Annotated in this window: 21 protein-coding genes; 13 read left to right on the top strand and 8 right to left on the bottom strand. The window is 46.1% G+C overall.

Features of this window, described 5'->3' with window-relative positions:
• Positions 1-88 precede the first annotated feature (88 nt).
• The gene (pspF, locus tag Q0852_RS11915) at positions 89-1,096 is read right to left on the bottom strand and encodes a phage shock protein operon transcriptional activator (RefSeq protein ID WP_299018244.1); all 1,008 of its coding nucleotides are present in this window, start codon (positions 1,094-1,096) and stop codon (positions 89-91) included.
• Between the two features lie 197 nt (positions 1,097-1,293).
• On the opposite strand from pspF, the gene pspA reads away from it, so the two are divergent.
• The 6 genes from pspA (at position 1,294) to tyrR (ending at position 6,942) form a co-directional block, all read left to right on the top strand.
• Entirely contained in the window at positions 1,294-1,959 is a 666-nt protein-coding gene (pspA, locus tag Q0852_RS11910) for a phage shock protein PspA (RefSeq protein ID WP_299018243.1), read from the top strand.
• A 48-nt stretch (positions 1,960-2,007) separates the two neighbouring features.
• Positions 2,008-2,232, top strand: coding sequence for an envelope stress response membrane protein PspB (pspB, locus tag Q0852_RS11905; protein WP_299018242.1), 225 nt, complete (start codon positions 2,008-2,010; stop codon positions 2,230-2,232).
• A complete protein-coding gene (pspC, locus tag Q0852_RS11900; protein WP_299018241.1) occupies positions 2,229-2,615 on the top strand; it encodes an envelope stress response membrane protein PspC in 387 nt (128 codons plus the stop codon). The genes pspB and pspC overlap by 4 nt, the downstream gene beginning before the upstream one ends.
• A gap of 140 nt (positions 2,616-2,755) precedes the next feature.
• Positions 2,756-4,153 carry a YcjX family protein gene (locus tag Q0852_RS11895; protein ID WP_299018240.1) on the top strand — a complete coding sequence of 466 codons (1,398 nt, stop codon included), beginning with the start codon at positions 2,756-2,758 and terminating at the stop codon, positions 4,151-4,153.
• Entirely contained in the window at positions 4,150-5,178 is a 1,029-nt protein-coding gene (locus Q0852_RS11890; protein ID WP_299018239.1) for a YcjF family protein, read from the top strand. Before Q0852_RS11895 ends, Q0852_RS11890 begins: the two co-directional genes overlap by 4 nt.
• 228 nt (positions 5,179-5,406) lie before the next feature.
• Positions 5,407-6,942 (top strand): transcriptional regulator TyrR, encoded by a 1,536-nt coding sequence (tyrR, locus tag Q0852_RS11885; RefSeq protein ID WP_299018238.1) that lies wholly within the window; start codon positions 5,407-5,409, stop codon positions 6,940-6,942.
• Between the two features lie 69 nt (positions 6,943-7,011).
• Here tyrR and Q0852_RS11880 read toward each other — a convergent pair whose 3' ends face one another.
• The gene (locus tag Q0852_RS11880; RefSeq protein WP_299018237.1) at positions 7,012-7,515 is read right to left on the bottom strand and encodes a methylated-DNA--[protein]-cysteine S-methyltransferase; all 504 of its coding nucleotides are present in this window, start codon (positions 7,513-7,515) and stop codon (positions 7,012-7,014) included.
• 184 nt (positions 7,516-7,699) lie between these two features.
• Between Q0852_RS11880 and rimJ the strand changes: the two genes are divergently transcribed.
• Positions 7,700-8,284, top strand: a complete 585-nt coding sequence (rimJ, locus tag Q0852_RS11875) for a ribosomal protein S5-alanine N-acetyltransferase (protein WP_299018236.1) — start codon at positions 7,700-7,702, stop codon at positions 8,282-8,284.
• Between the two features lie 80 nt (positions 8,285-8,364).
• Here rimJ and pyk read toward each other — a convergent pair whose 3' ends face one another.
• Together pyk and Q0852_RS11865 are read right to left on the bottom strand one after the other, a co-directional pair.
• Positions 8,365-9,810 (bottom strand): pyruvate kinase, encoded by a 1,446-nt coding sequence (gene pyk / locus Q0852_RS11870; RefSeq protein ID WP_299018235.1) that lies wholly within the window; start codon positions 9,808-9,810, stop codon positions 8,365-8,367.
• 358 nt (positions 9,811-10,168) lie between these two features.
• A complete protein-coding gene (locus Q0852_RS11865; protein ID WP_299018234.1) occupies positions 10,169-11,023 on the bottom strand; it encodes a MurR/RpiR family transcriptional regulator in 855 nt (284 codons plus the stop codon).
• A 322-nt stretch (positions 11,024-11,345) separates the two neighbouring features.
• Here Q0852_RS11865 and Q0852_RS11860 point away from each other — a divergent pair, with 322 nt between their 5' ends.
• From Q0852_RS11860 to fabV, 4 genes are all read left to right on the top strand, one after another.
• Positions 11,346-12,182 carry an NAD-dependent epimerase/dehydratase family protein gene (locus tag Q0852_RS11860; RefSeq protein WP_299018233.1) on the top strand — a complete coding sequence of 279 codons (837 nt, stop codon included), beginning with the start codon at positions 11,346-11,348 and terminating at the stop codon, positions 12,180-12,182.
• 1,474 nt (positions 12,183-13,656) lie between these two features.
• A complete protein-coding gene (locus Q0852_RS11855) occupies positions 13,657-14,331 on the top strand; it encodes a TetR/AcrR family transcriptional regulator (RefSeq protein WP_299018232.1) in 675 nt (224 codons plus the stop codon).
• Positions 14,332-14,377: 46 nt separating this feature from the next.
• Positions 14,378-16,654 (top strand): acyl-CoA dehydrogenase, encoded by a 2,277-nt coding sequence (locus Q0852_RS11850; protein WP_299018231.1) that lies wholly within the window; start codon positions 14,378-14,380, stop codon positions 16,652-16,654.
• A 328-nt stretch (positions 16,655-16,982) separates the two neighbouring features.
• Entirely contained in the window at positions 16,983-18,185 is a 1,203-nt protein-coding gene (gene fabV, locus Q0852_RS11845; protein ID WP_299018230.1) for an enoyl-ACP reductase FabV, read from the top strand.
• A 64-nt stretch (positions 18,186-18,249) separates the two neighbouring features.
• Here the strand turns inward: fabV and Q0852_RS11840 are convergent, their stop codons facing one another.
• The 4 genes from Q0852_RS11840 to Q0852_RS11825 all read right to left on the bottom strand — a co-directional run bounded on the left by Q0852_RS11840 (position 18,250) and on the right by Q0852_RS11825 (position 22,611).
• A complete protein-coding gene (locus tag Q0852_RS11840; RefSeq protein WP_299018229.1) occupies positions 18,250-19,593 on the bottom strand; it encodes an ATP-binding protein in 1,344 nt (447 codons plus the stop codon).
• On the bottom strand, positions 19,590-20,264 hold the full coding sequence (locus Q0852_RS11835) for a response regulator (protein WP_299018228.1): 675 nt from the start codon (positions 20,262-20,264) through the stop codon (positions 19,590-19,592). The genes Q0852_RS11840 and Q0852_RS11835 overlap by 4 nt, the downstream gene beginning before the upstream one ends.
• 210 nt (positions 20,265-20,474) lie before the next feature.
• Positions 20,475-22,157 (bottom strand): aspartate:alanine antiporter, encoded by a 1,683-nt coding sequence (locus Q0852_RS11830; RefSeq protein ID WP_299018227.1) that lies wholly within the window; start codon positions 22,155-22,157, stop codon positions 20,475-20,477.
• Positions 22,158-22,347: 190 nt separating this feature from the next.
• A complete protein-coding gene (locus tag Q0852_RS11825) occupies positions 22,348-22,611 on the bottom strand; it encodes a GrxA family glutaredoxin (RefSeq protein WP_299018226.1) in 264 nt (87 codons plus the stop codon).
• A 313-nt stretch (positions 22,612-22,924) separates the two neighbouring features.
• On the opposite strand from Q0852_RS11825, the gene Q0852_RS11820 reads away from it, so the two are divergent.
• The gene (locus Q0852_RS11820) at positions 22,925-24,112 is read left to right on the top strand and encodes an iron-containing alcohol dehydrogenase (RefSeq protein WP_299018225.1); all 1,188 of its coding nucleotides are present in this window, start codon (positions 22,925-22,927) and stop codon (positions 24,110-24,112) included.
• A 541-nt stretch (positions 24,113-24,653) separates the two neighbouring features.
• The gene (locus Q0852_RS11815; RefSeq protein WP_299018224.1) at positions 24,654-25,895 is read left to right on the top strand and encodes a hypothetical protein; all 1,242 of its coding nucleotides are present in this window, start codon (positions 24,654-24,656) and stop codon (positions 25,893-25,895) included.
• The last annotated feature ends 160 nt before the right edge of the window (positions 25,896-26,055 follow it).

The following is a 26,055-nucleotide window of genomic DNA, read 5'->3' as shown; positions in this document are numbered from 1 at the left end:
AACATTATCCAGCACTGCGACCAAGTTCTCTCCTCAAATAACCGCTTTTATCTTAGTGTTAATCTGTTTTCTGAATGACCTTTGTTGTCTATTCTGCATTGCCGACAAGTTGGTATTTTCGTAGCAAGCCTCTGAGTTGATGGTAGCTTAAACCTAACAATTCAGCGGCTTTTCGCTGGTTAAACTTAGCCTGGGACAGGGCTTGGCTGATAACATTGACTTCTTGTTCCTGTTGCCATTGACGAAAATCCAGCGGGAAAGCCAATTCAGGTTCAGAAGGTGAAATCGCCTCAGAGCTTGTATTCTCAATGGGCTTGTTATGCCATGGCGCGTGGAACGGATCGATAACGATGTGCTTGACAGGTTCATCTTCATCGCTATGGCGGAAAACAGAGCGTTCTACAACGTTTTTTAGTTCGCGGATATTGCCGGGCCAATGATGAGCCAAGAGTGCTTGTTTGGCTGTCGAAGTAAAACCGGCAAAGTAGCCATAGCCAAGCTCCCGGCACATCCTGACGGCATAATATTCGGCTAAGGGCAGAATATCTTCATGTCGTTCGCGGAGCGGAGGAAGGTGGATGATATCAAAGGCGAGTCGATCTAACAGATCTGCACGGAATTTTCGTTCTTCGGCTAACTGAGGGAGGTTTTCGTTGGTGGCGCAGATCAACCTGACATTGGCCTGGCATGTTTTGCTTCCACCAACTCTCTCGTACTCTCCATATTCAATGACTCGAAGGAGTTTTTCCTGAACTCCGAGCGGAGCCGTTGCCAGTTCATCAAGAAATAAAGTGCCTCCTTCTGCTCGCTCAAAGCGTCCTTGGTGACGGCCCTTGGCACCGGTAAAAGAGCCTGCCTCATGACCAAACAGCTCTGAATCGATAACCCCTTCGTTGAGCGCTGCACAATTGAGAGTGACCAATGGCTGATCCCAGCGTTTGGACAGGTAATGGATGCGCTGGGCTATCAGTTCTTTACCAGTGCCGCGCTCACCTAAGATCAGGATTGGGCGATTGAGCGGCGCAAGGCGGGAGGCCTGATCGAGTACAGCAAGAAATGGCTCCGACTCGCCAATGAGGTTATCCGTTTTTTGCATGGTTAATCTCGCTAACTGTTGGCGTATATATTCACAATATAGCATCGAAATAGATGTCAGGCAAAGCTAAGTGGTTGAAATGTCGAAAAATAAAACCTGGCACAGAGATTGAAATGTATAAGTGAATTGAAGGTGACTTGAATTGAGAACCTTGTTCCTGGGAAGAGCTGAACCCGACCTACTGAAGGAGATTAACTATGGGTATTTTTTCTCGTTTTGCAGATATCGTAAATGCAAACGTCAACTCATTGCTAGATAAAGCGGAAGACCCGCAAAAAATGATCCGTCTTATCATCCAGGAAATGGAAGATACCCTGGTTGAAGTGCGTACCTCATCGGCGCGGGCTCTGGCGGATAAGAAAGAGCTACAACGTCGTATTGATTCGCTACAGGCACAGATTGATGACTGGCAGCAGAAAGCGAGCCTGGCATTGCAGAAAGGCCGTGAAGATTTGGCTCGGGCTGCATTGATTGAGAAGCAGAAGCTAAGCGATGTGGTTCTTACGTTAAATGAAGAATACAAGTTGGTTGAAGAGACAATCAATAAGCTCAGCAGTGAAGTTGCTGAGTTAGAGCGCAAGCTGCAAGAAACCCGAGCACGTCAACAGGCATTGGTTATGCGTCATAAAGCGGCCGGAAATCGTCGCGAAGTACGTCGCCAGCTAGATACAGGCAAAGCTGATGAGGCACTGTCAAAGTTCGAGCAATATGAGCGTCGTATCGATGAAATGGAAGCTGAAGCGGACAGTTATAACATCGGCCGTGGTAAAAACCTGGAACAGGAGTTTGCGGATTTGCAGGCGCAGGATGAAATTGAAAAAGAACTTCAACGGATGAAAGCAAATATCAAGGAAAAAGAGTAAGCTAGTGACATTATTGGGTTCCGCACGACACGAGGATGGAGGTAATTTATGGGTTGGATAGTATGGCCGCTGATGGCGTTTTTGATTTTTGTGGCGCCGTTATGGCTGATTCTGCATTACCGTAGCCAGCGTCATGCCAGTCGGGGACTGTCCGGTGAGGAGCAAGAGAAGTTACAGACCCTTGTGGCGCGTGCGGAACAGATGCAGGAACGCATTACAACACTGGAGCAAATCCTGGATGAGGAGGCACCGCAATGGAGGCAGCGCCAATGAATAAAACTCTGTATCGCGATCCGCAGAACGGCAAGATCAGTGGCGTTTGTGCCGGGATTGCCGAATACTTTGGTATAGAAGTTTGGCTTGTGAGGATTCTTGCCGTGTCTTCTTTTCTACTCGGGTTTGGTTTTCTCACCCTGATCGCCTACATCGCGGCCAGTCTTATCCTGGATAAGATGCCGGAAGATAGAAAGGTGCAGCAAAGTGCTCACCGAGAGCACACCCTAAAGCAAAAGCCTTGGCAGGCAGGTCTGTCATCTGAGCAAATCCTGTCAAACGTTGAGCATAAGCTGGATGATATGGAAGGAGAGCTACGTAATATGGAAGCTTATGTGACATCCTCGGCTTTCCGGGTTTCCAGAGAGTTCAATAAGCTCTAGAAGCTCATTATTTACTCTAAGCAGGCATTGCGCCTGCTTTTGTTGTTGTCTCCCCTGAACAATATTCTGTCATCATTATTCATCAATGGTTAATGTAGGGAACGGTATTCTTTAAATAGAAGAATCAGTTAGGAAGCAGTATGAATCGAATTGGTAACGAGTTAAATAAAATAGTCAACCGCAGCCTGGATCGCCATGTACGTCTTGCCGTTACCGGGTTGTCGCGAGCGGGCAAAACGGCTTTTATTACCTCACTAGTTAATCAGTTGCTTCATGTGAGTACCAATCCGCGATTACCGTTATTTTCTGCCGTACGCGATGGGCATTTGCTTGGTGCTAAGCGGGTTCCGCAGCTTGATATGCATGTGCCCAAGTTTGGCTATGACGAAGGTATGAACTCGCTACTATCTTTGCCTCCTTCTTGGCCCGAGCCGACCCGTGATGTGAGTCAGACCCGGCTGGCACTGCGTTATAAACCACAAAAGGGTGCGATGAAACTGTTGCAGGATACGGCGACCCTGTATTTGGATATCGTTGATTATCCGGGTGAATGGCTGCTGGATCTTCCGTTGTTGGAGATGGATTACCTGAGCTGGTCTCAGCAGCAGAAGAAATTGCTTAAAGGCAAGCGTGAAGAGTTAGCGCGGGATTGGATGGTCATGGCCGATGGGCTAGACCCGCTTGCTCCAGCGGATGAAAAACAGATTGAACAATTGTCGGCAGCATTTACTGACTATTTGTATAAATGTAAGGCTGAGGGTGGCTTGCATTGGGTACAGCCGGGGCGTTTTGTACTACCGGGTGAGCTTGCGGGGGCGCCGGTACTGCAGTTTTTCCCATTTGTCTGGGCCGGGAAATATTCAGAGTCGCAGCTTCAGCAGGCTGACGAACACAGTAACTTTGGTATGCTGAAAAGCCGCTATAAATATTACCAGCAACATGTGGTGAAGGCATTTTACCGTGAGCATTTTTCCAAATTTGACCGCCAAATCATTCTTGTCGATTGCTTGCAGCCATTGAACGCCGGGCCGGAATCATTTAACGATATGCGCCAAGCCTTGGATCAATTGATGCAGAGTTTTAAGTATGGCCGAAGTTCACTGCTACGCCGTTTGTTGTCGCCGCGGATTGATAAGGTGCTGTTTGCCGCCACCAAGGCTGACCATGTGACACCGGAGCAGCATCCTAATTTAGTTAGCCTGCTTCAGCAGATTGTTAATGATGCCTGGCAGACTGCATCTTTTGAGGGGATCAAAATGGACTGTATCAGCTTGTCATCAATTCAGGCTACCGAGCCGGGTTTTGTTTCCTATCAGGGGCAGCAAATGCCGGCATTGCGCGGAGATACACTATCAGGTCAGGCGCAGACATTATTTCCCGGTGAAGTGCCTCGTCGTTTGCCGAACGATTCATTTTGGCAGGGACATGGTTTTGATTTTGTCAATTTTCGTCCGCTTGAACTCCAAAGTGATGAGCCTTTGCCTCATATCCGCATGGATAAAGTACTGGACTACTTGTTGGGAGATAAACTGCGATGAACCAACCGTATAAGAGCAAAATATTATTTGATGAACCGGAACAGCAGTCTTCGCAGTCAGAGCCGGATCTTACTGCGCAGCAGCAGTTTGCGGAGGACAATTCGTTTCTACCTGAAACGATGCCTGAGCCGGATGTCGAAGAGCAGCTGGTGAAAACGTTGGCCAGCAAACCTAAGCGCAGTAGTCGCTGGTTCAAAGGATTGCTTGTTGCCGGAGCTGTGATGACCGGCTGGCAGACATTAGATTATGTTCTTACGGCTTATCAAAGTGCGGATTGGCTTGCACTTGGATGGAGCACCATTGTGGCAGCTGTAGCGGCAACAGGTATTACGGCATTAGGCCGTGAATTGGTTAAGCTGAGTCGCTTGAAGCAGCGTCAATCGGAGCGTGATCAGGCACAGCAGCTACTCAATGCCGACGGTATCGGGCAGGGCAAGGCATTTTGTATGAAGCTTGCTAAACAGAGTGTTATTCGGGATGACCATGCCGAGTACGATCGCTGGTTGCAGTCATTGGCTGCAACCCATAACGATCGGGAAGTCCTTGAGCTTTATGATCAGATGGTGTTGAGCCACCAAGATAAACTGGCACGTCGCCTGGTTACCAAGTATGCAAGCGAAGCGGCGGTCATGGTGGCAGTCAGCCCCTTGGCTGTGGCGGATATGTTGTTGGTGGCCTGGCGTAATTTTCGTTTTATCGAGCAGGTTTCAGCAGTATACGGTGTTGAATTGGGTTATTGGTCACGTATTAAGTTAGTGAAGTTGGTACTGGCGAATATGGCCGTGGCTGGAGCTACAGAGATGATAGCCGATACCGGCATGGATATGCTGTCTATGGATCTGGCCGGTAGAATGTCGACCCGCGTTGCTCAGGGCGTTGGTGTTGGTTTGCTGACCGGGCGGTTAGGGCTTAAGGCAATCAGCCTGATGCGTCCGCTGCCATGGCAATCGGAGCAGCAACCGAAGCTGAGTGAAATCCGCAAAGATCTTGTGCTGCGTCTGACTCGCCAGCAGAAAGACGTTTAATATCTGATTATTCTGTAGGAGCCGCAATTATTTTCGCGGTTTCTGCAATATCTTGAAAGACAAGTCCTTATAATTGATTGTCAAATAGCCAAATCGTTTTTTGCAGCGTGTTGAACCTCTCATCGTCTATCAACAGTGACTTGACTCGCAAACAGTCCGGGCGCAAACTTCTTTTGTGTCAACAATTCCTGACACCTTGTAAGAAAAGAAAATGAGAAGGCGTGTGTTATGAGGCTTCAAGTCTTTTGTGAAGACCGACTTGGTATGACCCGTGAGTTGCTAGATATTCTGACCAGTCAGCAAATTGATTTGCGTGGTATTGAAATTGACCGTATTGGGATCATTTATCTCAACTGCCCTGAAATAGAGTTTGAGCAGTTTAGTCAGCTTATGTCGCAGATCCGCCAGCTTGATGGCGTAACGGATGTTCGGAAAATTCAGTTCATGCCGAGCGAACGTGAGCATAAAGAGTTGAAGGCGCTGTTGGAAACGTTGCCTGATCCGTTCTTTTCTATCAATTTGCAAGGTAAGGTTGATTTAGCTAACGATTCAGCTGAATCGCTGATGGGTAAGTCCCGTGGTGATATTGTCGGCGAGAGTATTCAGACACTGCTTGGCTTTAATTTCCATCGTTGGCTGGAAAAAGAAGAAGCGGCCAAGCGCAGCGAAATGGTGGTCATAGCTGGTTTGGACTACATGATGGAAGTCATGCCGGTTTATGTCGCTGATGAAAGTCAAACGCAGGTGCTCGCTAGTGCAATGATTTTGCTTAAGTCACTGTCTGAAGCAAAAATGCCAGTTGCGATGCGAAAATTTAGCGGAGACAACGGGTTTGAACACTTAGTTGGACAATCGTCGCGCTTTAAGCACATGCTGGCACAGGCGAAAAAGCTCGCACTTTTAGATGCGCCTCTGTTGATCCAGGGTGAAACTGGCACCGGTAAGGAAATGTTGGCTCGGGCTTGTCATCAGCGTTCATTAAGACGAGATAACCCGTTTTTGCTAGTTAATTGCGTATCAATGCCGGATAACGCAGCTGAAACTGAGTTGTTCGGTCTTGCCGGTACGGCAACCGAGTCGGGCAAGAAGGGGATTTTCGAGCAGGCTGACGGTGGTACCGTCTTCCTTTATGAAATTGGTGAGATGTCCGCCCATTTGCAAATTAAGCTACTTCGTTTCCTGCAGGATGGAACATTCCGTCGTGTCGGTGAAGAGCAAGAGATGAAAGTCAATGTCAGGGTGATCTGCTCGACCCAGAAGAAATTGCCTGATCTGGTGGCCGCCGGGGAGTTTCGTGAAGATTTGTATTATCGCCTCAATGTATTGGCATTGGTTGTGCCACCGTTGCGTGAACGAACGGCTGATATTGTTCCGTTAGCTGAGCTGTTTCTGGCTCAGTTTGCCCAGGAGCTGCAACAGCCAAAACCTGTGATATCAGAAGAGCTTGCTCAATACCTCAGCCAGTATGCATGGCCAGGGAATATCAGGCAGTTACGAAATGTCTTGTTCCGGACAATGACCCAGGTGGAGGGCTCAGAAGTGACGGTAGATGATGTGCAGTTACCTGAAAATGAGTCAGCCGGTATTATCAGCGAAGAGACCCTTGATGGTTCGCTGGATGAAATTATGAAGCGTTATGAGTTTGGTATTTTGAATAGCCTTTATCGCAGTTACCCATCGACCCGGAAACTGGCTAAGCGCCTTGGGGTCTCCCATACCGCAGTGGCGAATAAGCTGCGAGAATATGGCATAAACAAGCGCTAGACGTTGATACAAAAAAGGAGGCTTAGCCTCCTTTTTTGTTGCCACCTCAATTTTGGCCGCAGTGATTTTTTAGGCCGAGTCTTTTTCCGTTTGGTGCAAAATAATTTCACCTGATTCCAGCGCCCGGAGCAGCAAAACAAATTGTTTTCCGTAACGACTGCTAATTAGCTGGTTGTTTTCGCTTTGTACCCGATGGCTAGGGATAATAATGGGGATTGGGTTAACGTTCTTGGCCATACCGATAGCCTGAATGACATTAGGAAGGTGAATTGCTTTGGCTATTTGCTGGTATGTAGAGGTTGAGCCATAGGGAATGTCAGTGATTGCTTGCCATACTTGTTGTTGAAACTTACTGCCTTGGGGAGCCAGGGGAATGGTGAATGTTTTACGCTGCCCCTCAAGATATTGCTGGAGCTGGTGGATGTATTCACTCATAAACTGAGGGTTGTGCTCCCAGTTCGTGTTGGGACAGAATCCATCACTTCCTATTGTAAGCTGCCGGAGCCCTTGGTGATCGGCAAGTAAAAAGATGTTCCCTAATATTGTATCGAGGCAATCGTAGTACATGATCATTACTATCCTGTTGAGGATTCATACTAGGCTGTAGCTTTTATAGTTCCAATCATAGTTCAGAAAAAGTCATACAACAGGGTATTTACTCTGTAAAACGTTATACCTGTCATTAGTTTACGAATAGGGTTAAGGTATCCTGTGTGGGAGTTGTCTTAGGGTTTTAAATTTGAAAGGTTAGGTGCTGTTGTTTCATTCAATTATTAATCGCTCTCCGGCTATCGTGGTTGATGACTTTAAAGTTCGGTTAATTACCGTTAAGGATGTTCAACAGATTGCTACATATTACCAGCGTAACAAGGCTTATCTACAACCTTGGGAGCCATTGCGTGATGAGGCATTTTTTACGGAAGCTGGCTGGGAAAAGCGTTTACATCAGCTTGCAGAGTTACATAAGCATAAGTTGGCTTATTACTTTGTGATTGTAAAACAAGGTTCGAATGAAATATGCGGTGTGATTAATTTTAGTAACTTAGTGCGGCATCCATTTTATGCTTGCCATGTTGGTTATTCCTTAGATGAACGTTGCCAAGGGAAAGGGATGATGCGACGTGCACTGAATGCTGCAGTTGAATGGATGTTTGATGAGCAACAATTCCATCGCGTGATGGCGGCTTACATGCCAAGGAATCAGCGCAGTGCAGCGGTGCTTAGTGCTGCCAGCTTTGAGAAGGAAGGCGTCGCAAAAGACTATTTATTGATAAATGGTTGTTGGGAGGATCATATTCTGACCGCGCGGATTAATCCTCATTGGGCTCAGCCGAAATTATAAATTATGAAACTATAAATTTATGAAGCGAGAGTTCAGACCTTCATTGTGGTGATGGTCAGAAATCTCGCTTCTCGTTATGTTTATTCTACTGTCAGGATCCGCATATTGTTGGTTGAACCGACAATATCCATTTCGTCACCTTGGGTGATAATGACTAAATCACCTACGACCAGAAAGCTCTGTTCTTTCAGTACCGCAATTGCGTGTCTGGCGGCAGCGAGTCCGGTATCGCTGTCACGATCGAAAAAGACCGGGGTCACACCACGGTATAACGCTGCACGGTTGAGTGTGCTTTCATTGCGTGATAGGGAAAAGATAGGGAGCCCGGAGGAAATTCTCGACATCATTAGCGGCGTGCGGCCAGATTCTGTCATCGCGATCATCGCCTTGACGCCATCCATATGGTTAGCAGCATACATGGTCGACATGGCGATGGTTTCTTCTGTCGACATAAAGGTCTTATCAAGGCGGTGAGTGGAAATATTGATACTTGGTTCTTTCTCGGCACCAAGACAGACACTGGCCATTGCCTTAACGGTTTCTTCCGGGTATTGCCCCGCAGCGGTTTCAGCTGACAGCATAACTGCATCGGTTCCATCCAATACAGCGTTGGCAACGTCCATGACTTCGGCTCGGGTGGGCATTGGGCTAGTGATCATCGATTCCATCATTTGGGTTGCGGTGATAACTGTGCGGTTCAGGCTACGTGCCCGGCGGATCAGTTTTTTCTGCACGCCAACCAGTTCTGGATCACCAATTTCGACCCCCAGGTCACCTCGGGCAACCATCACCGCATCGGATGCCATGATAATGTCATCCATAGCGTCTGTTGTGGCGACGGCTTCGGCGCGTTCGACCTTGGCAACCAACCGAGCGTCCAGTCCTGCATCTGTTGCCAGCCGACGGGCATATTTCATGTCTTCACCGTTACGCGGGAAAGAGACGGCTAAATAGTCAACTTTCATGGAGGCAGCTGTAATGATGTCGGCTTTGTCTTTATCGGTCAGGGCTTCAGCGGATAGGCCGCCCCCTTTTTTATTGATGCCTTTGTTATTGGATAGTGGGCCGCCAACGGTTACTTCAGTGTGAACTTTATTTTCTTCCACTGAAGTGACTTTTAGCTGAACGCGACCGTCGTCTAACAGCAGGATATCGCCGGGGATAACATCTTTTGGCAGTTCTTTGTAGTCAAGGCCAACGGCATGTTGGTCGCCTTCGTCCTTGGGCAGTTCGCTGTCCAGCGTGAACTTGTCCCCGATCGCCAGTTGAACCTTGTCATCTTTAAATGTTGATACCCGAATTTTAGGGCCTTGAAGATCACCCAGAATAGCTACGTGTTTGCCAAGTTTTGCGGCAATTTCCCGTACGGTATTGGTTCGCTTGATGTGATCTTCCGGACTGCCATGGGAGAAGTTCATACGAACCACGTTGGCTCCGGCGGCGATTATTTTTTCCAGGTTATTGTCGCGATCCGTTGCCGGGCCTAGGGTTGTCACGATTTTGGTACGTCTTAGCCTTTCTGACATGGGGAAACTCCGTTTTTATCTGGTGTCAGACAGTGTTGCGAGGTTGTCTAACAGAAACTGGAACCTTTTACGGTGAAAATTTACTACAATTTTCGCCTCATACAGAAGCTATCAATGAAGCAGGTGTATGAAACACACCAAGGTATCATTGATAGCGGAGTGATATGCATTTTCATTGTGTATTAAGCTGTTATGGTTAATGCTAGATAACATCAAGTAAAAAACCAGTCGTGGTCTGGAATAATTGTAGTGCTCTGGTCGCTGAATTGGGGGGCTGTAAGCAAGGATCGAGGCGGAATAAAAAGCATGAACGGATGTTCATGCTTTTGAGGTTGAATTGTGGAAAGAATTGCTGAGGTTACATCATGCCTTCTTTGGAAAAACGCGAATCTTTCAGGGACTCTTTTACGCGTTTTAGGTTTTCGCGAAAACCTGCGCCACGACGAAGTGTGAAGCCTGTTGCCAGAACGTCAATAACCGTCATTTGTACAACACGGCTTGCCATTGGCATATAGATGTCGGTGTCTTCTGGTACATCCAGACAAATTGATAGTGAACACTCACGGTCAAGCGGTGAATCTTTGGCGGTAATACCAATAACAGTTGCGCCATTATCACGGGCCATGCGAGCAACTTCAACCAGGCTCTTGGTGCGACCGGTATGTGAAATCATGACAACGACGTCGCCGTCAGTACAATTGATTACGCTCATGCGCTGCATGACAATGTCATCAAAACAAACAATAGGGATATTGAAGCGGAAGAATTTGTTTTGTGCATCGTGGGCAACAGAAGCCGAAGCTCCCAGGCCGAAGAAAGAAATTTTCTTAGCTTGGGTCAGTAAGTCAACGGCACGGTTGACCTGCATTGGATCCAAGCTATTTTTTGCAACATCCAAACATGCCATTGTTGATTCAAATATTTTTGCCGTGTATGCGTCTGGGCCATCATCTTCTTCGACGTTGCGATTAACGTAAGGTGTTCCGTTTGCAAGGCTCTGCGCTAGGTGCAGTTTAAAATCCGGAAAGCCTTTGGTATCAAGGCGACGGCAAAAACGGTTAACCGTTGGTTCACTAACATCAGCCATTTTGGCCAGTGTTGCAATACTGGAATGAATCGCTGTTTGAGGCGATGCGATGATCACTTCAGCGACTTTTCGTTCAGACTTGCTGAAGTTATCTAAATTTTTCTGAATTTTCTCTAGGGTATTCATGGCGATTACCGCGCTTCGTTACTGAATTTCATTAGAGGCCTTCATGATTACACGAAGCCAATTTGATGAAACTATACTACTTTTCATGGATTTGCTCCTAGCAATTCCATGAATCTGGCTTTTACTTTTTATTATAGTTTGACAGGGATCGAATTTTTCCTTTCAGTTCTGAAAATATTTTTTAGCTAAGTGGTAGATGTAAGCAAAATAATGCCTTTTTATTGTTGTTTATTTTCAAATGAAAGGAATTAATTTACAGATTAAAATAAATTAGATGTGGTTACTTTATGTCATTTGTTGCATTGATAAGGAGGGTATAAAAATGAAAGTTAGTATATGCGGTTGCGGTTGGCTTGGTTTTCCGTTAGCAAAAAAATTGGTGCAGCAAGGACATTTTGTTTTTGGCAGTAAACAGAATCCGCTGAAGGTTTCTCATTTAAAGGAATACGGTATTCATGGTGTTGCGTTGACCTTACCTGTTGAACTTAATGAGGTGGATAGTGATCTCGAAGAATTCCTGACAGCTGATATTTTGATAATTAATGTACCGCCAGGTCGAGGAGAGGGAGCCGATCAGGCCTTTATTGCCAAGATAAAAAGTCTCTCTTATGTGGCGAAGAAATACGGTTGCAGGAAGGTGATTTTTATTAGTACGACATCGGTATACGGTAGCGTCACCGGGGTTGCAAATGAAGAGACCGTGCCAGTACCTGATACCGCTTCCGGTCATGCTCATTTGCAGTTAGAACAATGGTTGGCGCAGGAATGGGGCCGGGAGTTAGTTGTTTTACGACTTGCCGGGCTATTTGGCCCTGGACGACACCCGGTACGCTATTTAGCTGGGCGCTCGTCGTTGGCAAATGGTTCTGATCCTGTGAATTTGGTGCATCTGGATGACTGCCTTTGTGCAATAAGCCAGATTGTAGCGAACTGGCCTTCACAACAGGTTCTGCATTTAGCGGCGCGAAGCCACCCTTCTCGGGAGAGTTATTACACAGCGATGGCTTTGTGGGCGAAATTGCCAGTACCTGAATTTTCTTCGGTATCGGGTAGCGGGGGAAAAGTGGTAGATGCAAGCCATACATGTGAAGTGTTGGCGATGGCGATGAAGTATCCTGATCTGATGAGCGTGGAACCGGAGATAGCTGCCATTAATTGAGTTTAATTAGTTGTATACCGTGCAAAAAAAAAAGCGCTGAGAAAGGCTCAGCGCAACAATTCCATTTACAATAAGGAGTTAAAGCAGCAGTGGCAATTAAAGTTATTCGCTTGAGAGTAGCTTGCAATGAAGCGGATAACATCAATCTTGTATATTGAGACTTCAGTGATTTAGATTGGTTCAATAATAATTTAAAAAAGTGTCATTTTATTTTTCTGATTTTTGATTGGTTTGTTTCATAAATGAGTTTTGTTGTATATAGACTGATTATAGTTTGGCGGAATAAGCAAAAAGCACTATGAATATCTCACAGAAGTGTAATTTAAAATAAATGAGCGCTCATTGTTGTGATTGTTTGCTATTTAGCTATTCGTTAAATTAGCGACAAAAAAATCCCGCTGAATGCTCAGCGGGTTAAACACAATTAGGAGTTTAGCAGCAGTGGCATTGTCGATTAATGAAGATGATTTCCAGAAATCTCCATTAATGTGAATGTTACTATATAAGACTGCGATGATAGTAAAAGGTTCATAACTAATAGTGTTTTTTCTGGTTTATTTTAAAAACTCTTACTATTCAATGGATAATGTTATGTCAGTACTATTGCTATTTACTATCTGATATTGTGAGCTGGATAAATGTCGAGATTGCGAATAAAAAAAGCCCGCTGTAATTCAGCGGGCAAAGGCTCTATTTACACAATTAGGAGTTTAGCAGCAGTGGCATATCAGATTAAAGGATAGAAGGTTTGTTTCGCGGCCAGCTAACAAATAATGATGCGTCTTTAATCGTAATGTCTTTATATATGACTCGAGCTTTTAGGTTTTGTTCCCCTTAACCCATAAAAAAAATGATACTTTTTTATGTGGTTGATTTTTGAAATTTTATTTCAAAACTATTTTATCTTCAACCATTCAAGAATGGATGTCTCTGCCGGATGCCTTGTATCAGTCATTAGAAAATGCGTATAGGTAGTGTTTGCTTTTTTTACGATGTTGGATCAGCTTATTGTTCCGTTTGGTATAACGAGAGCTAGAGGTGATAATGGGGATGGTATACTGTTTTTTCTGGTTCAGGCTGAAATAAAGAAGCCCATCTCCAATGTGTGACGGGCTCTGAAGAATGTCTTCTAAGAAAAAGCAGTGGCACTATATATGACCGTGCGATCAGTTTGTTTGTTCCCGGTAAATTTCATTTTTCGTATTATTTTTTCTGAACTTTGATTTCACAGTGAATTTTTCTGCGCTATTTTTTATCGTAAGATAACATACTCGTATATTTATCAATATGTTATCACGCGCTGTGCTAATTCGTTGAAATTAAAAAAACACCCTTGATATTCGATCAGTATCACATCTTTATCTATTCATCTCATTAAGCTATGCAAAACGCTCGATTGGAGTTTATTTGCAGCTTGTTAAAAATATTAATGGGATGTAAAGTTTAAACATGTGTTTAATACAGGTGAATGAAAATGGCGGGAAAGGGAGAGACGAAAGGCCGAATCCTTGATGCAGCGGAGCTGCTGTTTGCCGAGCACGGCTTTAAGGATACCTCGTTGCGAACCATTACCAGCAAGGCAGGTGTTAACCTTGCTTCGGTTAATTACCATTATGGTGACAAGAAAACATTAGTCCGGGCGGTACTTGGCCGCTATCTGGAAGAGTTCATGCCTGCATTGAAATCAGAGCTGGAAGTGTTACTTAGCCGCGATGATTTTTCGATGGAGGATGTTTTCAGCTGTGTGAAGAGTCCACTGCTTGGCCTGAATCAATATCGTTCTAGTGGAGCGACTATTTTTATGTCTTTGATCGGTAGAGGTTATACCGATGTGCAGGGACATTTGCGCTGGTTTATTTATACCCGCTACGATGATGTACTAAAACTATTTACGACCGCTGTCTGCCGCGCCAACCCATCTCTTGATCCTGAAACCCTATTTTGGCGACTGCATTTCACGTTAGGCGCATCGGTATTCACAATGGCTTCGTCAACTGCGCTGTGTGAAATTGCCGAAAATGACTTTGCGCGCAAAGTTACCACGGAAGATTTGATTGAGCGCCTGGTACCTTATTTAGCCGCTGGAGTTGCTGCTCCTATAGAGCAGGCACTTTCGCTGGTGCATGAAGAATCGACAGGAACACGATAAGCAATGTAATACCAATAACGATGAATGAGACAAAAGGACCTGAAACATGAGCACGTTAATTGATTTGCGAAAACGCTACCTCAGTGATCCCGCGTTTAAGATGTTCAAGAAAGTACTGCCGCCCTTATCTGATACCGAGCGTGAGGCAATGGAAGCGGGAAGTGTATGGTGGGATGGGCAGTTGTTCAGTGGCTCACCAAACTGGAACACCTTGTTGAACTACCCAAAACCTAAGCTCAATGATGAAGAGCAGACTTTCATTGATACTAAGCTTGAAACTTTGCTTGCCATGTTGGATGACTACCAGATTGTTCAGGAACAAAAGGATTTGCCTCCTGAAGTTTGGGAATATCTGAGAAAGGAAAAGTTCTTCTCATTAATTATTGGCAAAAAATACGGTGGCTTGAATTTTTCCGCTCATGCTAACTCTACTATTGTGACGCGCATTGCGACACGGAGTCTGAGTGCTGCTGTATCCGTTATGGTACCGAACTCATTAGGCCCAGGTGAGCTGCTGACTCATTACGGTACCCAGGAACAGAAAGATTACTGGTTACCACGTCTTGCCCATGGTGAGGATATTCCGTGCTTTGCATTGACTGGACCTGAAGCAGGCTCAGACGCTGGTGGGATTCCGGATTTGGGCGTCATTTGTTATGGTGAGCACCAAGGCGAAGAAGTACTGGGTATTCGTGTCAGCTGGAACAAGCGTTATATAACCTTGGCGCCGGTGGCGACAGTATTGGGACTGGCTTTCAAGCTTCAGGATCCTGATGGTCTGCTGGGTGATAAGAAAGATATCGGTATCACTTGTGCTCTGATCCCGACTGATCATCCGGGAGTTGAGATTGGCGAGCGCCATGACCCTTTAAATCTGGCCTTTATGAACGGTCCAACCCGTGGCGAGGATGTCTTTATTCCTCTGGATTGGGTTATCGGCGGGCAGGAATTTGTTGGTCGAGGCTGGCGTATGCTGGTGGAGTGTTTGTCGGCCGGACGAGGTATTTCGTTACCGGCTCTGGGGACTGCTGTTGGTCACCTGACTGCTCGTACCACAGGGGCTTACTCTTACGTCCGTAAGCAGTTTGGCATGTCGATTGGTAATTTTGAGGGGGTAGCCCAAGCCATGGGGCGGATCGGCGGTTATACCTATATGCTGGAGGCTGCCCGCACCCTGACAACCACTTCGCTGGATATGAAAGAAAAGCCAGGTATCGTTACGGCGATTGCTAAGTATCATATGACCGAAATGGCTAGAACCATCCTGAACGATGCCATGGATGTTCATGCTGGCCGTGCTATTCAGCTGGGGCCGATGAATTATCTTGGTCACCACTACTTTGGAATGCCTGTAGCTATCACGGTGGAAGGGGCTAATATATTAACCCGCAACCTGATGATCTTTGGTCAGGGGGCAACACGATGCCATCCATTTGTTCTTAGTGAAATGGAGGCGGCAGCTGATCCTGATAGTGAGCAGGGAGCAAAAAATTTCGATTCATTGTTGGCAAAACATATCAGTTTTGCTGTGGGTAATGTGGCGAAATCGATGCTTAATGCTTTTAGTGGATCGAGCTTCAATCACTCACCGGTTAGTGGTGAAACGGCAGCTTATTATCGCCATTTGTCCCGTATGAGTAAGGCACTAGCTGTTGCCGCCGATTTTGCAATGCTCAGCCTCGGTGGTGAACTGAAACGCAGGGAGCTTGTGTCGGCCCGACTGGGGGATGTTCTCAGCCACTTGTACTTGGCTTCAGCGACCTTGAAGCGTTATGAGGACGAAGGACGGCAACAGCAAGATTTGCCTATGGTTCATTATGCGTTACAGCACTGCCTGCACCAGTGTGGGGTAGCGTTTAATGAAGTGCTGAGTAACTTCCCGCGCAGAGGCGTTGGTCGTTTGCTTCGTACCTTATTGTTCCCGCTGGGTATTCGTTACAAGGCTCCGAAAGATGAAGTGACTGTTGCGGTTGCTGAGTTGCTGATGACACCGGGAGCCCACCGTGAGCGTTTGACTCACCTTTGTTACATTGGTGATAAGGAATCCGACCCGGTTGCGATAATGGAACGTGCCTTTGTTGCGATGCATGATGTGAAAGGAATTGAACGTAAGCTGGCCAAGGCTATTAAGTCTGGTGAGATCCCACGCAAAGTTTCGTTAACAGATAAGCTACAAATTGCGTTGAGTGCGGGCGTCGTCACAGAAGCGGAAGTCGAAAAAATGCACAATGCTGACCAGCTAAGGGTGAAAGCGATTCAGGTTGATCACTTTGTCGCTGCTCAGTTTAAAAATGGTGGCTTGCAACCGGGAAAGGCCGCCTAAGAGCGTAAGCTCTATGACGAACAATAAACCTGGTGTATCCCATGTGCCACGCAATTGCGTGGCATTTTTTTGTCTGCCGTCGAGAAAACAGAGTGGCGGCTATACTGATTGTCAAACCAGTAAATCATATGTCTTTTTGTAGGAGTTCGATGCAATAGCCGTATTATGCGCTGGATGTTCGAATTGATGTAAAAAACGGCAAATTGGATGGTAAATTGGTAATCAACACCTCCAACCACTAACCTTTTTAGCGTTTTTACTCATAAATTTAATGCGAATTTGTCATTTACCTTTTATCCTACAGGCAATTATGTAAGGGAAGTTGAAAATGATCATCAAACCTAAGATTCGTGGATTTATTTGTACAACAACTCATCCTGTGGGTTGTGAAGAGAACGTAAAAGAGCAAATTGTTTACACCAAAGCCCAGGGCCCAATTGCAAACGCACCTAAGCGTGTATTGGTCATTGGTTCTTCTAGTGGTTACGGCCTGTCTTCGCGTATTGCTGCTGCTTTCGGTGGTGGTGCTGCGACAATCGGTGTGTTCTTTGAAAAGCCGGGTACAGAGAAAAAACCAGGTACTGCAGGTTGGTATAACTCAGCAGCATTCGACAAGTTTGCGAAAGAGGAAGGCCTTTATTCGAAGAGCCTGAACGGTGATGCTTTCTCTCACGAAGCAAAACAAAAAGTCGTTGATTTGATTAAGGAAGACCTTGGTCAGATTGATATGGTGGTTTACTCGCTGGCATCTCCAGTACGTAAGATGCCGGAAACTGGTGAAGTTGTACGTTCTACCCTGAAGCCAATGGGTGAGACTTACACTGCAACAGCGGTTGATACCAATAAAGATGTTCTGATCGAAGCAAGCATTGAGCCGGCAAACGAACAGGAAGTAAAAGATACAGTTACAGTAATGGGTGGCCAGGACTGGGAACTATGGGTTAATGCTCTGTCTGATGCGGGTGTGCTGGCTGACGGTTGTAAGACTGTAGCGTACAGTTACATTGGTACTGAAATTACTTGGCCAATCTACTGGCACGGTGCTCTGGGTCAGGCGAAGATGGATCTGGATCGTGCAGCGAAGGAGCTAGATAGCAAGCTGGCTGCAAATGGTGGTTCAGCAAACGTTGCGGTTCTTAAGAGTGTGGTAACTCAGGCGAGCTCGGCAATTCCTGTTATGCCGCTGTATATTGCAATGGTATTCAAGAAAATGCGTGAAGAAGGCGTGCATGAAGGCTGCATGGAGCAGATTCACCGTATGTTTACTCAGCGTCTGTATAAAGCTGATGGTTCTGCGGCAGAAGTGGATGAAGAAAACCGTCTGCGCCTGGATGACTGGGAACTGCGTGCAGACATTCAGAAGCACTGTCGTGAGCTGTGGCCGAGTGTAACTAACGAGAACTTGTTCGAAGTTGCGGATTACCAGCAGTACAAAGATGAATTCCTGAAGCTGTTTGGTTTTGGTATTGACTCTGTAGACTATGATGCAGATGTTAATCCGTTGGTTGAGTTTGATGTAGAAAACATCTAATCGGATTCAAGTTTGATAAAAAAACCGCCGAAAGGCGGTTTTTTTGTTAATGAAGGGATATCTTTTAATGTTTCGGCAAGCGGATCACAAATGCTGCGCCTTCGATTTTGGCTGTCTCGACATGGATGGTGCCTTGGTAACTCTTGATGATTTCATGGCAGACTGACAGGCCGATCCCTTGTCCGGGATTAAGCTGATCGGCACGGACACCACGTTGGAAAATAGCTTCACGCATGTTTTCGCTTACCCCCGGTCCGTCATCTTCAATCCGGATCAAGAAGCAATCGTTAAGTTCATTAACACATACCCGCACTTCGCTGATACAGAAGCGGTAGGCGTTTTCCAGCAGGTTTCCAAGCAGCTCCATCAGGTCAGTGCGGTTAATTGGCAGTTTAAGCAAGCTGTTGAAATGGTAGCCAAGCTTGACCTCTTTATCACTGTATACCTTACTGAGCATACGGTTGAAGCTATCGACAGCGGGTTTGAGTTCGGTCTGATCTTTTTGCAGACCTTGCTGGCCCATCATGGCTCGTTTTAACTGATATTGAACCAAATCATCCATCTGGCTGATTTGCTCCATAATTCGCTGATTGAGCTCTGGCCGTGAAATTTCTTTATCGTCTAACAGCGCATTGGTAGCAGCCAGTCGAGTTTTCAGACTATGGGCCAAATCATCCATCGCATGGCGGTAACGTCCTTTCTGGTCGTTACTGATTTGGATTAGACGGTTGAGTGCCAGAGTGACATCCTGCAGTTCCATCGGAAAGTCGTCATCCAGTTTTTCACGTTTGGCGTCAGTCATCTGATTAAGCTGTGCCGCCAATTTTCGCAGCGGCTGGAAACTCCAGTGGAAGGCGGTGATCAGGAATGCAATAGCGATCAGGACAAAGAGTCCAAGATAGAAGGTGGTTCGCTTGTGGAGCTGGTTGATTGATGACTGATAGGATTCGCCTGATCGCAGGACAACAAGCTGGTAGTTTTTCCTGCCTTCTCTGTCCCGGCTCATATTATAAGCAATGTAACTATGCTTATTGCTTGTTTCTATTAGGGTAGGGACCGGGATATCATCAGGCAATTCACTGCAGATATTGCCAATATTCGCCACTTTCGCTTCATCAGATAACCAAATGGTATGATCTGTCATATCGCAAACAACCGACATGTAATCGGTGTCGGAGGGATCGACGGAGTCAATCCACTTGTCGACATCCTTGATCAGCCCGGCACGGTTAAGTTGCGCTACTACCATTGGCATTTGTGCTACCAGATCCGAAGAGTAGGCCGCCATATAGCTCTGGCTATAGAGCTGATTGATAACTCCTGCCAGGGCCGATGTGATAAGGACGATGATTGCTACCGAGGTAACCAGTACTCGGCGGCGTAGTCTTGGTTTGAGCAATTGGTTCATTGAGCTTGTAACTCGAAAATGTAGCCCTGACCACGGATTGTTGAAATCGGATTTTCCTGGCCGTTAGTTGTGAATTTTTTGCGCAGACGGCTGATCATCACTTCGATGGTATTTGGGTCGCCTTCCTGATCTTCATACAGAACATCCAGCAGACGTTGCTTGGAGACGACCTGACGGCTATGGCGCATCAGGTATTCCAATAAATCGTATTCAAAGGCAGTCAGCTCAAGCTGGTTTTCTCCAATAAACACCTGCTTTGCTAATAGATCAACACGGATATCGCCAGCGCTCATTTCCGGTTTGACGAAACCGGCACTGCGGCGTACCAGTGCACTCAAGCGGGCGACCATCTCTTCTTTTTGGAATGGTTTGACAAGGTAATCATCAGCCCCGGCTTCAAGGCCGGTGACTTTGTCTTGCCAGTTAGAACGGGCTGTTAAGATCAGAATCGGCAGGCGAAGCCCCTTATTGCGAATATCTTTAATCATGCTTATGCCGTCACGATCCGGAAGGCCGATATCTACAATAGCTACATCATTAGGGTAGTTCTGGGCAAAGAAAAGCCCTTCCTCTGCGGTACCGGCACATTGAACCTGATGACCAAGCTCGCTTAGCTGCGATTTAAGGTGGTGACTCAGAATAGGGTCATCTTCGACGATAAGAATACGCATAGTTTGATTACCAATAATAAATGTTTCTATTTAATATACTGAATAGCAAAGAGAGTGGCGAATATTCAGCAACTTAAATGTGTGCTAATAGGCAATATTCGCCTAAAAGTGCTTGTACTGATATTCACTATAGGCGAAGGGACTGAATAGATGCTGACTCAGAGGGAGGATTGATGAGTCAGCATCGAAAAAAGTTAGGGACCCCTAACCTTAATTGAGGATGATGAGCAGGGTACCGGCAATCGTAAGCAAAACGTTGGCAATTGCATAGGTGCCAGCGTAGCCGAGTGCCGGAATAGTACTACGTGCGTGTTCGTTGATCATGTCCATCGCCGGTGCACAGGTGCGGGCACCAATGATGGCACCAAATAGCAGTGCCCGGTTCATCTTCAGGACATAGGCACCGAACAGGTAAGCCAATACCACTGGGATCACGCTAACCATCAGGCTGGTGACAAACACCGCCATACCGACTTGGGCAAGAGAGTCAAACAGATTCGAACCTGCACTTAAGCCGATACCAACCATAAAGACCATCAGGCCGAGGTCTTTGGTCATGTTCAGCGCACCTTGTGGTACATACCCGAATGTCGGGTGGTTTGCTCTCAGGAAACCCAGGGTAATACCAGCCAGCAACAGGCCTGCGGCACTACCTAGTCCAAAGGCTATCTGACCAAATGCCATGGTGATCGCACCAATCAGCAAGCCGATAATGAAGAAACAGCAGAATGCCAGTAAATCTGCAATCTGACTATGTACGGAGATAAAACCAATCCGTTCCGCAAGGCCGAGAACCCGGCTTTTCTCACCGCTGACCTGAAGGATATCCCCTTTGTTAAGCAGGATATTGTGGTCCATCGGCATTTCGATTTGGGCGCGAACAACACGGTTCAGGAAACAACCGTATTCCGACAGGTTCAGATCCGACAGGCGCTTACCGGCAATACTGTCATTTTTAACCACGATTTCCTCTTCAACGACTCGCAGGTCGAGCAGGTCACGATCAAAAACCTCCTTACCGTTTCTAAAGCTTGGATCTAATCGGGCATGGCTGTCAGGGTAGCCTACCAGGGCAATTTCATCGCCTTCTTGTAAAATTGCGTCGCCATCCGGGTTAGCTAGGATACCGTTGCGTCGCACACGCTCAATATAGCAGCCTGTCTGGCGGTAAATACCCAGCTCACGCAGGTTACGGCCGTCAATCCAGTTGATTAACTCCGGGCCGACCCGGTAGGCACGGATGATTGGCAGGTAAACCTTACGTTGGGCAACTTCACCGATCCCTCGTTCGCGGGCAATTTGCTGCGATGATTCGGCGAGGTCTTGTTTTTGTAACTTAGGCATTAGCTTGGCCAGTAAAATCAGGCTAACCAGGCCAACCAGGTAGGACATGGCGTAACCGACGCTCAGGCTGTCGACCATTTGCTGGATTGTGAAACTATCATTAATGCCGGAAAGCCCGCTGTTTAAGGCGTCTTTTGCACCGACCAGTACAGGTGTGGCTGTCAGTGAGCCTGCCATCAAACCAGTTGCAAGACCATGATCCAGGTTTAGATTATGCGCCATTGTCAGGGTGATGATAATCGCAGATATCAGGACAACCAGAGTCAGCAGTAGGTAATGTTTCCCGTCTTTGAAGAAGATACCAAAAAAGTTGGGGCCAGCTTCAATTCCGACACAGAAAATAAAGAGCATAAAGCCGATGTTTAGTGCTTCGGTATCAAAGGTGAAGCCGGCATTACCAAACAATAGGGCGGTGATGAGAACACCGATGGAGTTTCCTAACTGGAGGTTAGCAATTCGGAGTTTTCCGATACTGAGGCCAACAGCAAGTACGACAAAGAGCAACAGAATATCATTCTGATGAAGAAGGGCGGCGACATCGATATTCACAACAACATTTCCGGAAGAAGGGTGACAGCAATAAAAGTTGTGAAATTCTAGCTGATTTTAAGCAAGGGTTATACTGAAATCTGACCGAATAAGGTAAAAAAAACGCAATCTATTCGGTTGCTCCCAAAACGGGGAAAATATCAAAGAAGGCTGGCAAGTCAGCCTTCTTTAAACTTTGTTAATGAAAGAATTATTGGAAAAGCCCCAAGTTTTCTTTTGCATACGCTTCAAACTCAGTACAGCCGCCGATATGCTCTTGATCGATAAAGATTTGTGGTACTGTTTCAACCGGCTTACCGACAGTTTTTTCCAAGTCAGCCTTGCTGATACCTTCGGCGTGAATATCAACATAACGGTAGTTAAAATCATCGCGTTCTTCTTTTAGCGTATCTGCTAGCTCTTTGGCTCGAACACAGTATGGACAACCAGGGCGACCGAAAATAACAACGAACATAATCTTTCTCCTTTATTCTGATGTGATAACTATAACTTGGGCAGCCGTGATGAGAAAGCGGGTTTTATCTCTTGTTGCGATAGATAAAACCGATTGTCAGAGGCCTGCTTGTATTAATACAGAGAGGAGTTGGAAGTCATAATGTAGGGCGACAGTAAGGATACCGATAAATATAAAGTGTGATACATGGCTTGTTCTTACTTGCGGATACGGTGTTCTCGGTAAATTGTTGCTCAGAATCAAAATCAGGAACAATCTTGTATGCACACTCAATGATAATAATCAGATTATTCAGTTGTGTAATGGAGTACCTATGTTTCAGTTTATGACGTCTACCCGGATTATATTCGGTGAGGGGGCCTTGAATAATTCGTTATCATTGCTCAATCAGTTTGGCTATAGCGTATTGCTGGTGACGGGAAAAGACAATCAGCGTGCAGAGCCTGTGATCAGCTATCTCAAGCAGCAGAACATGCGTTATCAGCAAGTAGCGGTGCATGGTGAGCCTTTGATTGCCATGATCGAGGAGATGGCGGCGATGGGACGTAAGTTTCGTCCGGATATGGTGCTGGCTATTGGCGGGGGGAGTGTGCTTGATGCAGGAAAAGCATTGGCGGCGATGATCCCCAATCAGGGAAGTGTTTATGATTACGTTGAGGTGATTGGACGTAATGTGCCGTTGCAAGCCAAACCTCTTCCATTTATTGCGGTACCGACGACAGCCGGGACAGGCTCTGAGGTAAGTAAAAATGCGGTGCTGCGCTCTGCCCAGGAAAATGTCAAAGTAAGCTTGCGTAGTCCCGATATGTTGGCTGATTTGGCAATTGTTGACCCGACCCTCACTTATGGTATGGATCCGGTGATGACGGGGTGTTGCGGTATGGATGCTTTTAGTCATTTGATGGAAGCCTATGTCTGTGGCGAGCCGAATCCTCTTACTGATATGGTGTGTGAAGAGGGATTGAGACGGTTAGCCGGTGCCATTCTGGCGGCTAGTGAAGATGATGACCCGCGGGCACGTTCTGATATGTCATTCGCTGCCATGCTTGGCGGCATGGCACTAGCGAATGCCAAGCTAGGCGCAGCCCATGGTCTTGCCTCATCACTTGGTGGTCGTCTTAATGCTCATCACGGTTTGATCACCGCTCAATTGTCACCGTATGTGATGCAGGAAAATGTTCTGGCTGCCCGAGAGGCGGGCAGAGCGGATGTGCTGAACCGTTATCGGCAACTAGCTTGCATTTTGACTGGTAGAATGAATGCTGAAATTGTTGATGGTATTCTTTGGACTAAGCGGACGCTGAATCGGCTGAATCTGCCCCCTGTCTCTGAATATGGCCTTTGTGATGTGATGTTTGATGAGGTGGCCGAAGACGCGATGCTGTCTAATGCGATTAAAGGCAACCCGTTACCGCTGAATAAGCAGCGCTTGGTGAGTATCCTAGAACAAATGTGTGAACAGTGTCGCACTAGCCAGCCATCAATCACGCACCTGCAATAGATTGGCCAGATAATTTATAGGATTGGTTGAACCTGGGTGCGAGATACAGAGAATTTGTGTTACATTGAGCGAAATTTCGCCACGGTTTTGCTCTGTATTAAGGATGTCTATGAACTTGACGATTGAAACGATTCTCTGTCATAGCTCTATCCGAAAGTTTAATGGGCAGCCTATTGTGCAAGGGCATGTGCAAGAATAGTCGTCGGCTGTACCTGGGCTATCCAGCACAGGATTCTGAAATTAAGGCTACCTTAAATAAGGAAGCTGGGCCATTTATTAAGAATTTTATTAAATAAATGGCTATAGCCTTAAATAACAATAATATAGAACTTTTTAACTCAACAAGAGTCAGATAAACTAATGAGTTTGAGTATTTACTCATAACTGACAGGATGTTGACTTACCGTAGGCTTACCAGCTGTATTCTAGGATGGAATAATAAGGTGACAGCTATATACGGGTACATGAGAGTAGGGGCTATTTGCCATGGTTTTGGCTAGCTCTCCTTCAGTGTCGTGTTTTTATATCAGCGGAAATAAATATGAAACAAATAGGCAAAGTAGCTTGTATTGTCTGTCTTGCTACTTTACTGAGTGCCTGCCAGAGCACACCTGAAGGTGAAGAGGGAGTTTCATCGGAAATAAATACGGAAAATGTGTATCAGGGGGCCTTGACAGCACATCGTGATTGGCAGAAGAAACTGCAGGGGATTGAGTACCTGGAAGTGTATTCGCCTCAAAAATATGCATTGGTATTTTCCAGTTGGCAAAATGCAGATTCTATATATCAAGAATTTAAAGAAACACCGGACAAGGCATTTCAAAGTTATTCGCTTTTTTCATCTTCAACTTACCTAGATCGTTTCTATGAAGAAATTGATGTCATGGAAAAGACGCTTTCTGAACTTGAATCTTTGAAGCTAATTGCTGATGAGATACTAGAACCCGCGATCACTCAAATGGCGTACCTGAACTCGATAAATGCACGGCATTATTATCGGAGTGAGTATGTCAGGTTAACGCGATTTTATGCCAAGTTGTTCCATTTGGTGGAAGAGGATGAGTTGAGTGATGCCGGTGAAGAGCAGGAGGAGTTTCTGGAGCGGGCACATAGCCTGGAAGTTCGTACGATCAAGAAAACGTTCATCTCACCGCTGGAAGATGCCCTGCGTGATTTGAAGCGTAAAGATGTTAAGTATTATGCGCCAATCAGCTATGCTCGGGTTGAAGCTGGAATCACCAGTGGAAAGGGACTTATCGAGCGCTCGCCACGCGCATTTACCCAGATTGAGCAAAAGGTATCAGTGATCCAGTTTGAGCTGTCTCATGCCGAACATATTGCGCAGGAAGTTCAGGGACTTCGTGATCGAAGTAAAGATGAATATGAAAACTTTATTTTGGATATCGAAGCCAAGTTATTACAGATCTCTCTGGCCCTTAACGATAATGACCTTCGTGACAAGTCGTTAAAAGAGCAGGCGTCGTTAATTACACAAGAAGTCATGGCAGCCCGCCAACAATATGCGTCTCGTAATCCGAAGGCGGAGCAACCATCTCAGGAAAGCGGACAAGTAGAATCACTCCGGGACTTGGTTGCCGTGCAACAGAAACAAATAGCTCAGCTTAAGTCACGGTTAATGGAACTAAAGGCTGAACCAAGTGATTTGAATGCCGAACTGGCAACCAGTGTTGAGCCGGATTTCGATTTTCAGGCTCAATCACAGGAAAGTTCAGTGAGGCGACCTGTTGCTATCGAGCAGGAAGAGCCACAAGATATTCAGTAGGTCTGGACAATGATGTAGGTACTGTCAGACGTAGTTGACTAGCAAGTATTGCAGTTTAGGACAAAAAGCAGCGTTAAGCTGCTTTTTTTGTGTTTATTAAAAAAAGATATGCAGTCAGGTGTGTTGTGTCTTGATTATCTATTTTAAAATCAGTGGCTTA

Origin of the sequence: uncultured Photobacterium sp. (genome assembly GCF_947502415.1) — a bacterium.
Taxonomy (GTDB): Bacteria; Pseudomonadota; Gammaproteobacteria; order Enterobacterales; family Vibrionaceae; genus Photobacterium.
The sequence above is the reverse complement of the archived record's forward strand: the minus strand, read 5'-3'. Positions and strand labels throughout refer to the sequence as shown.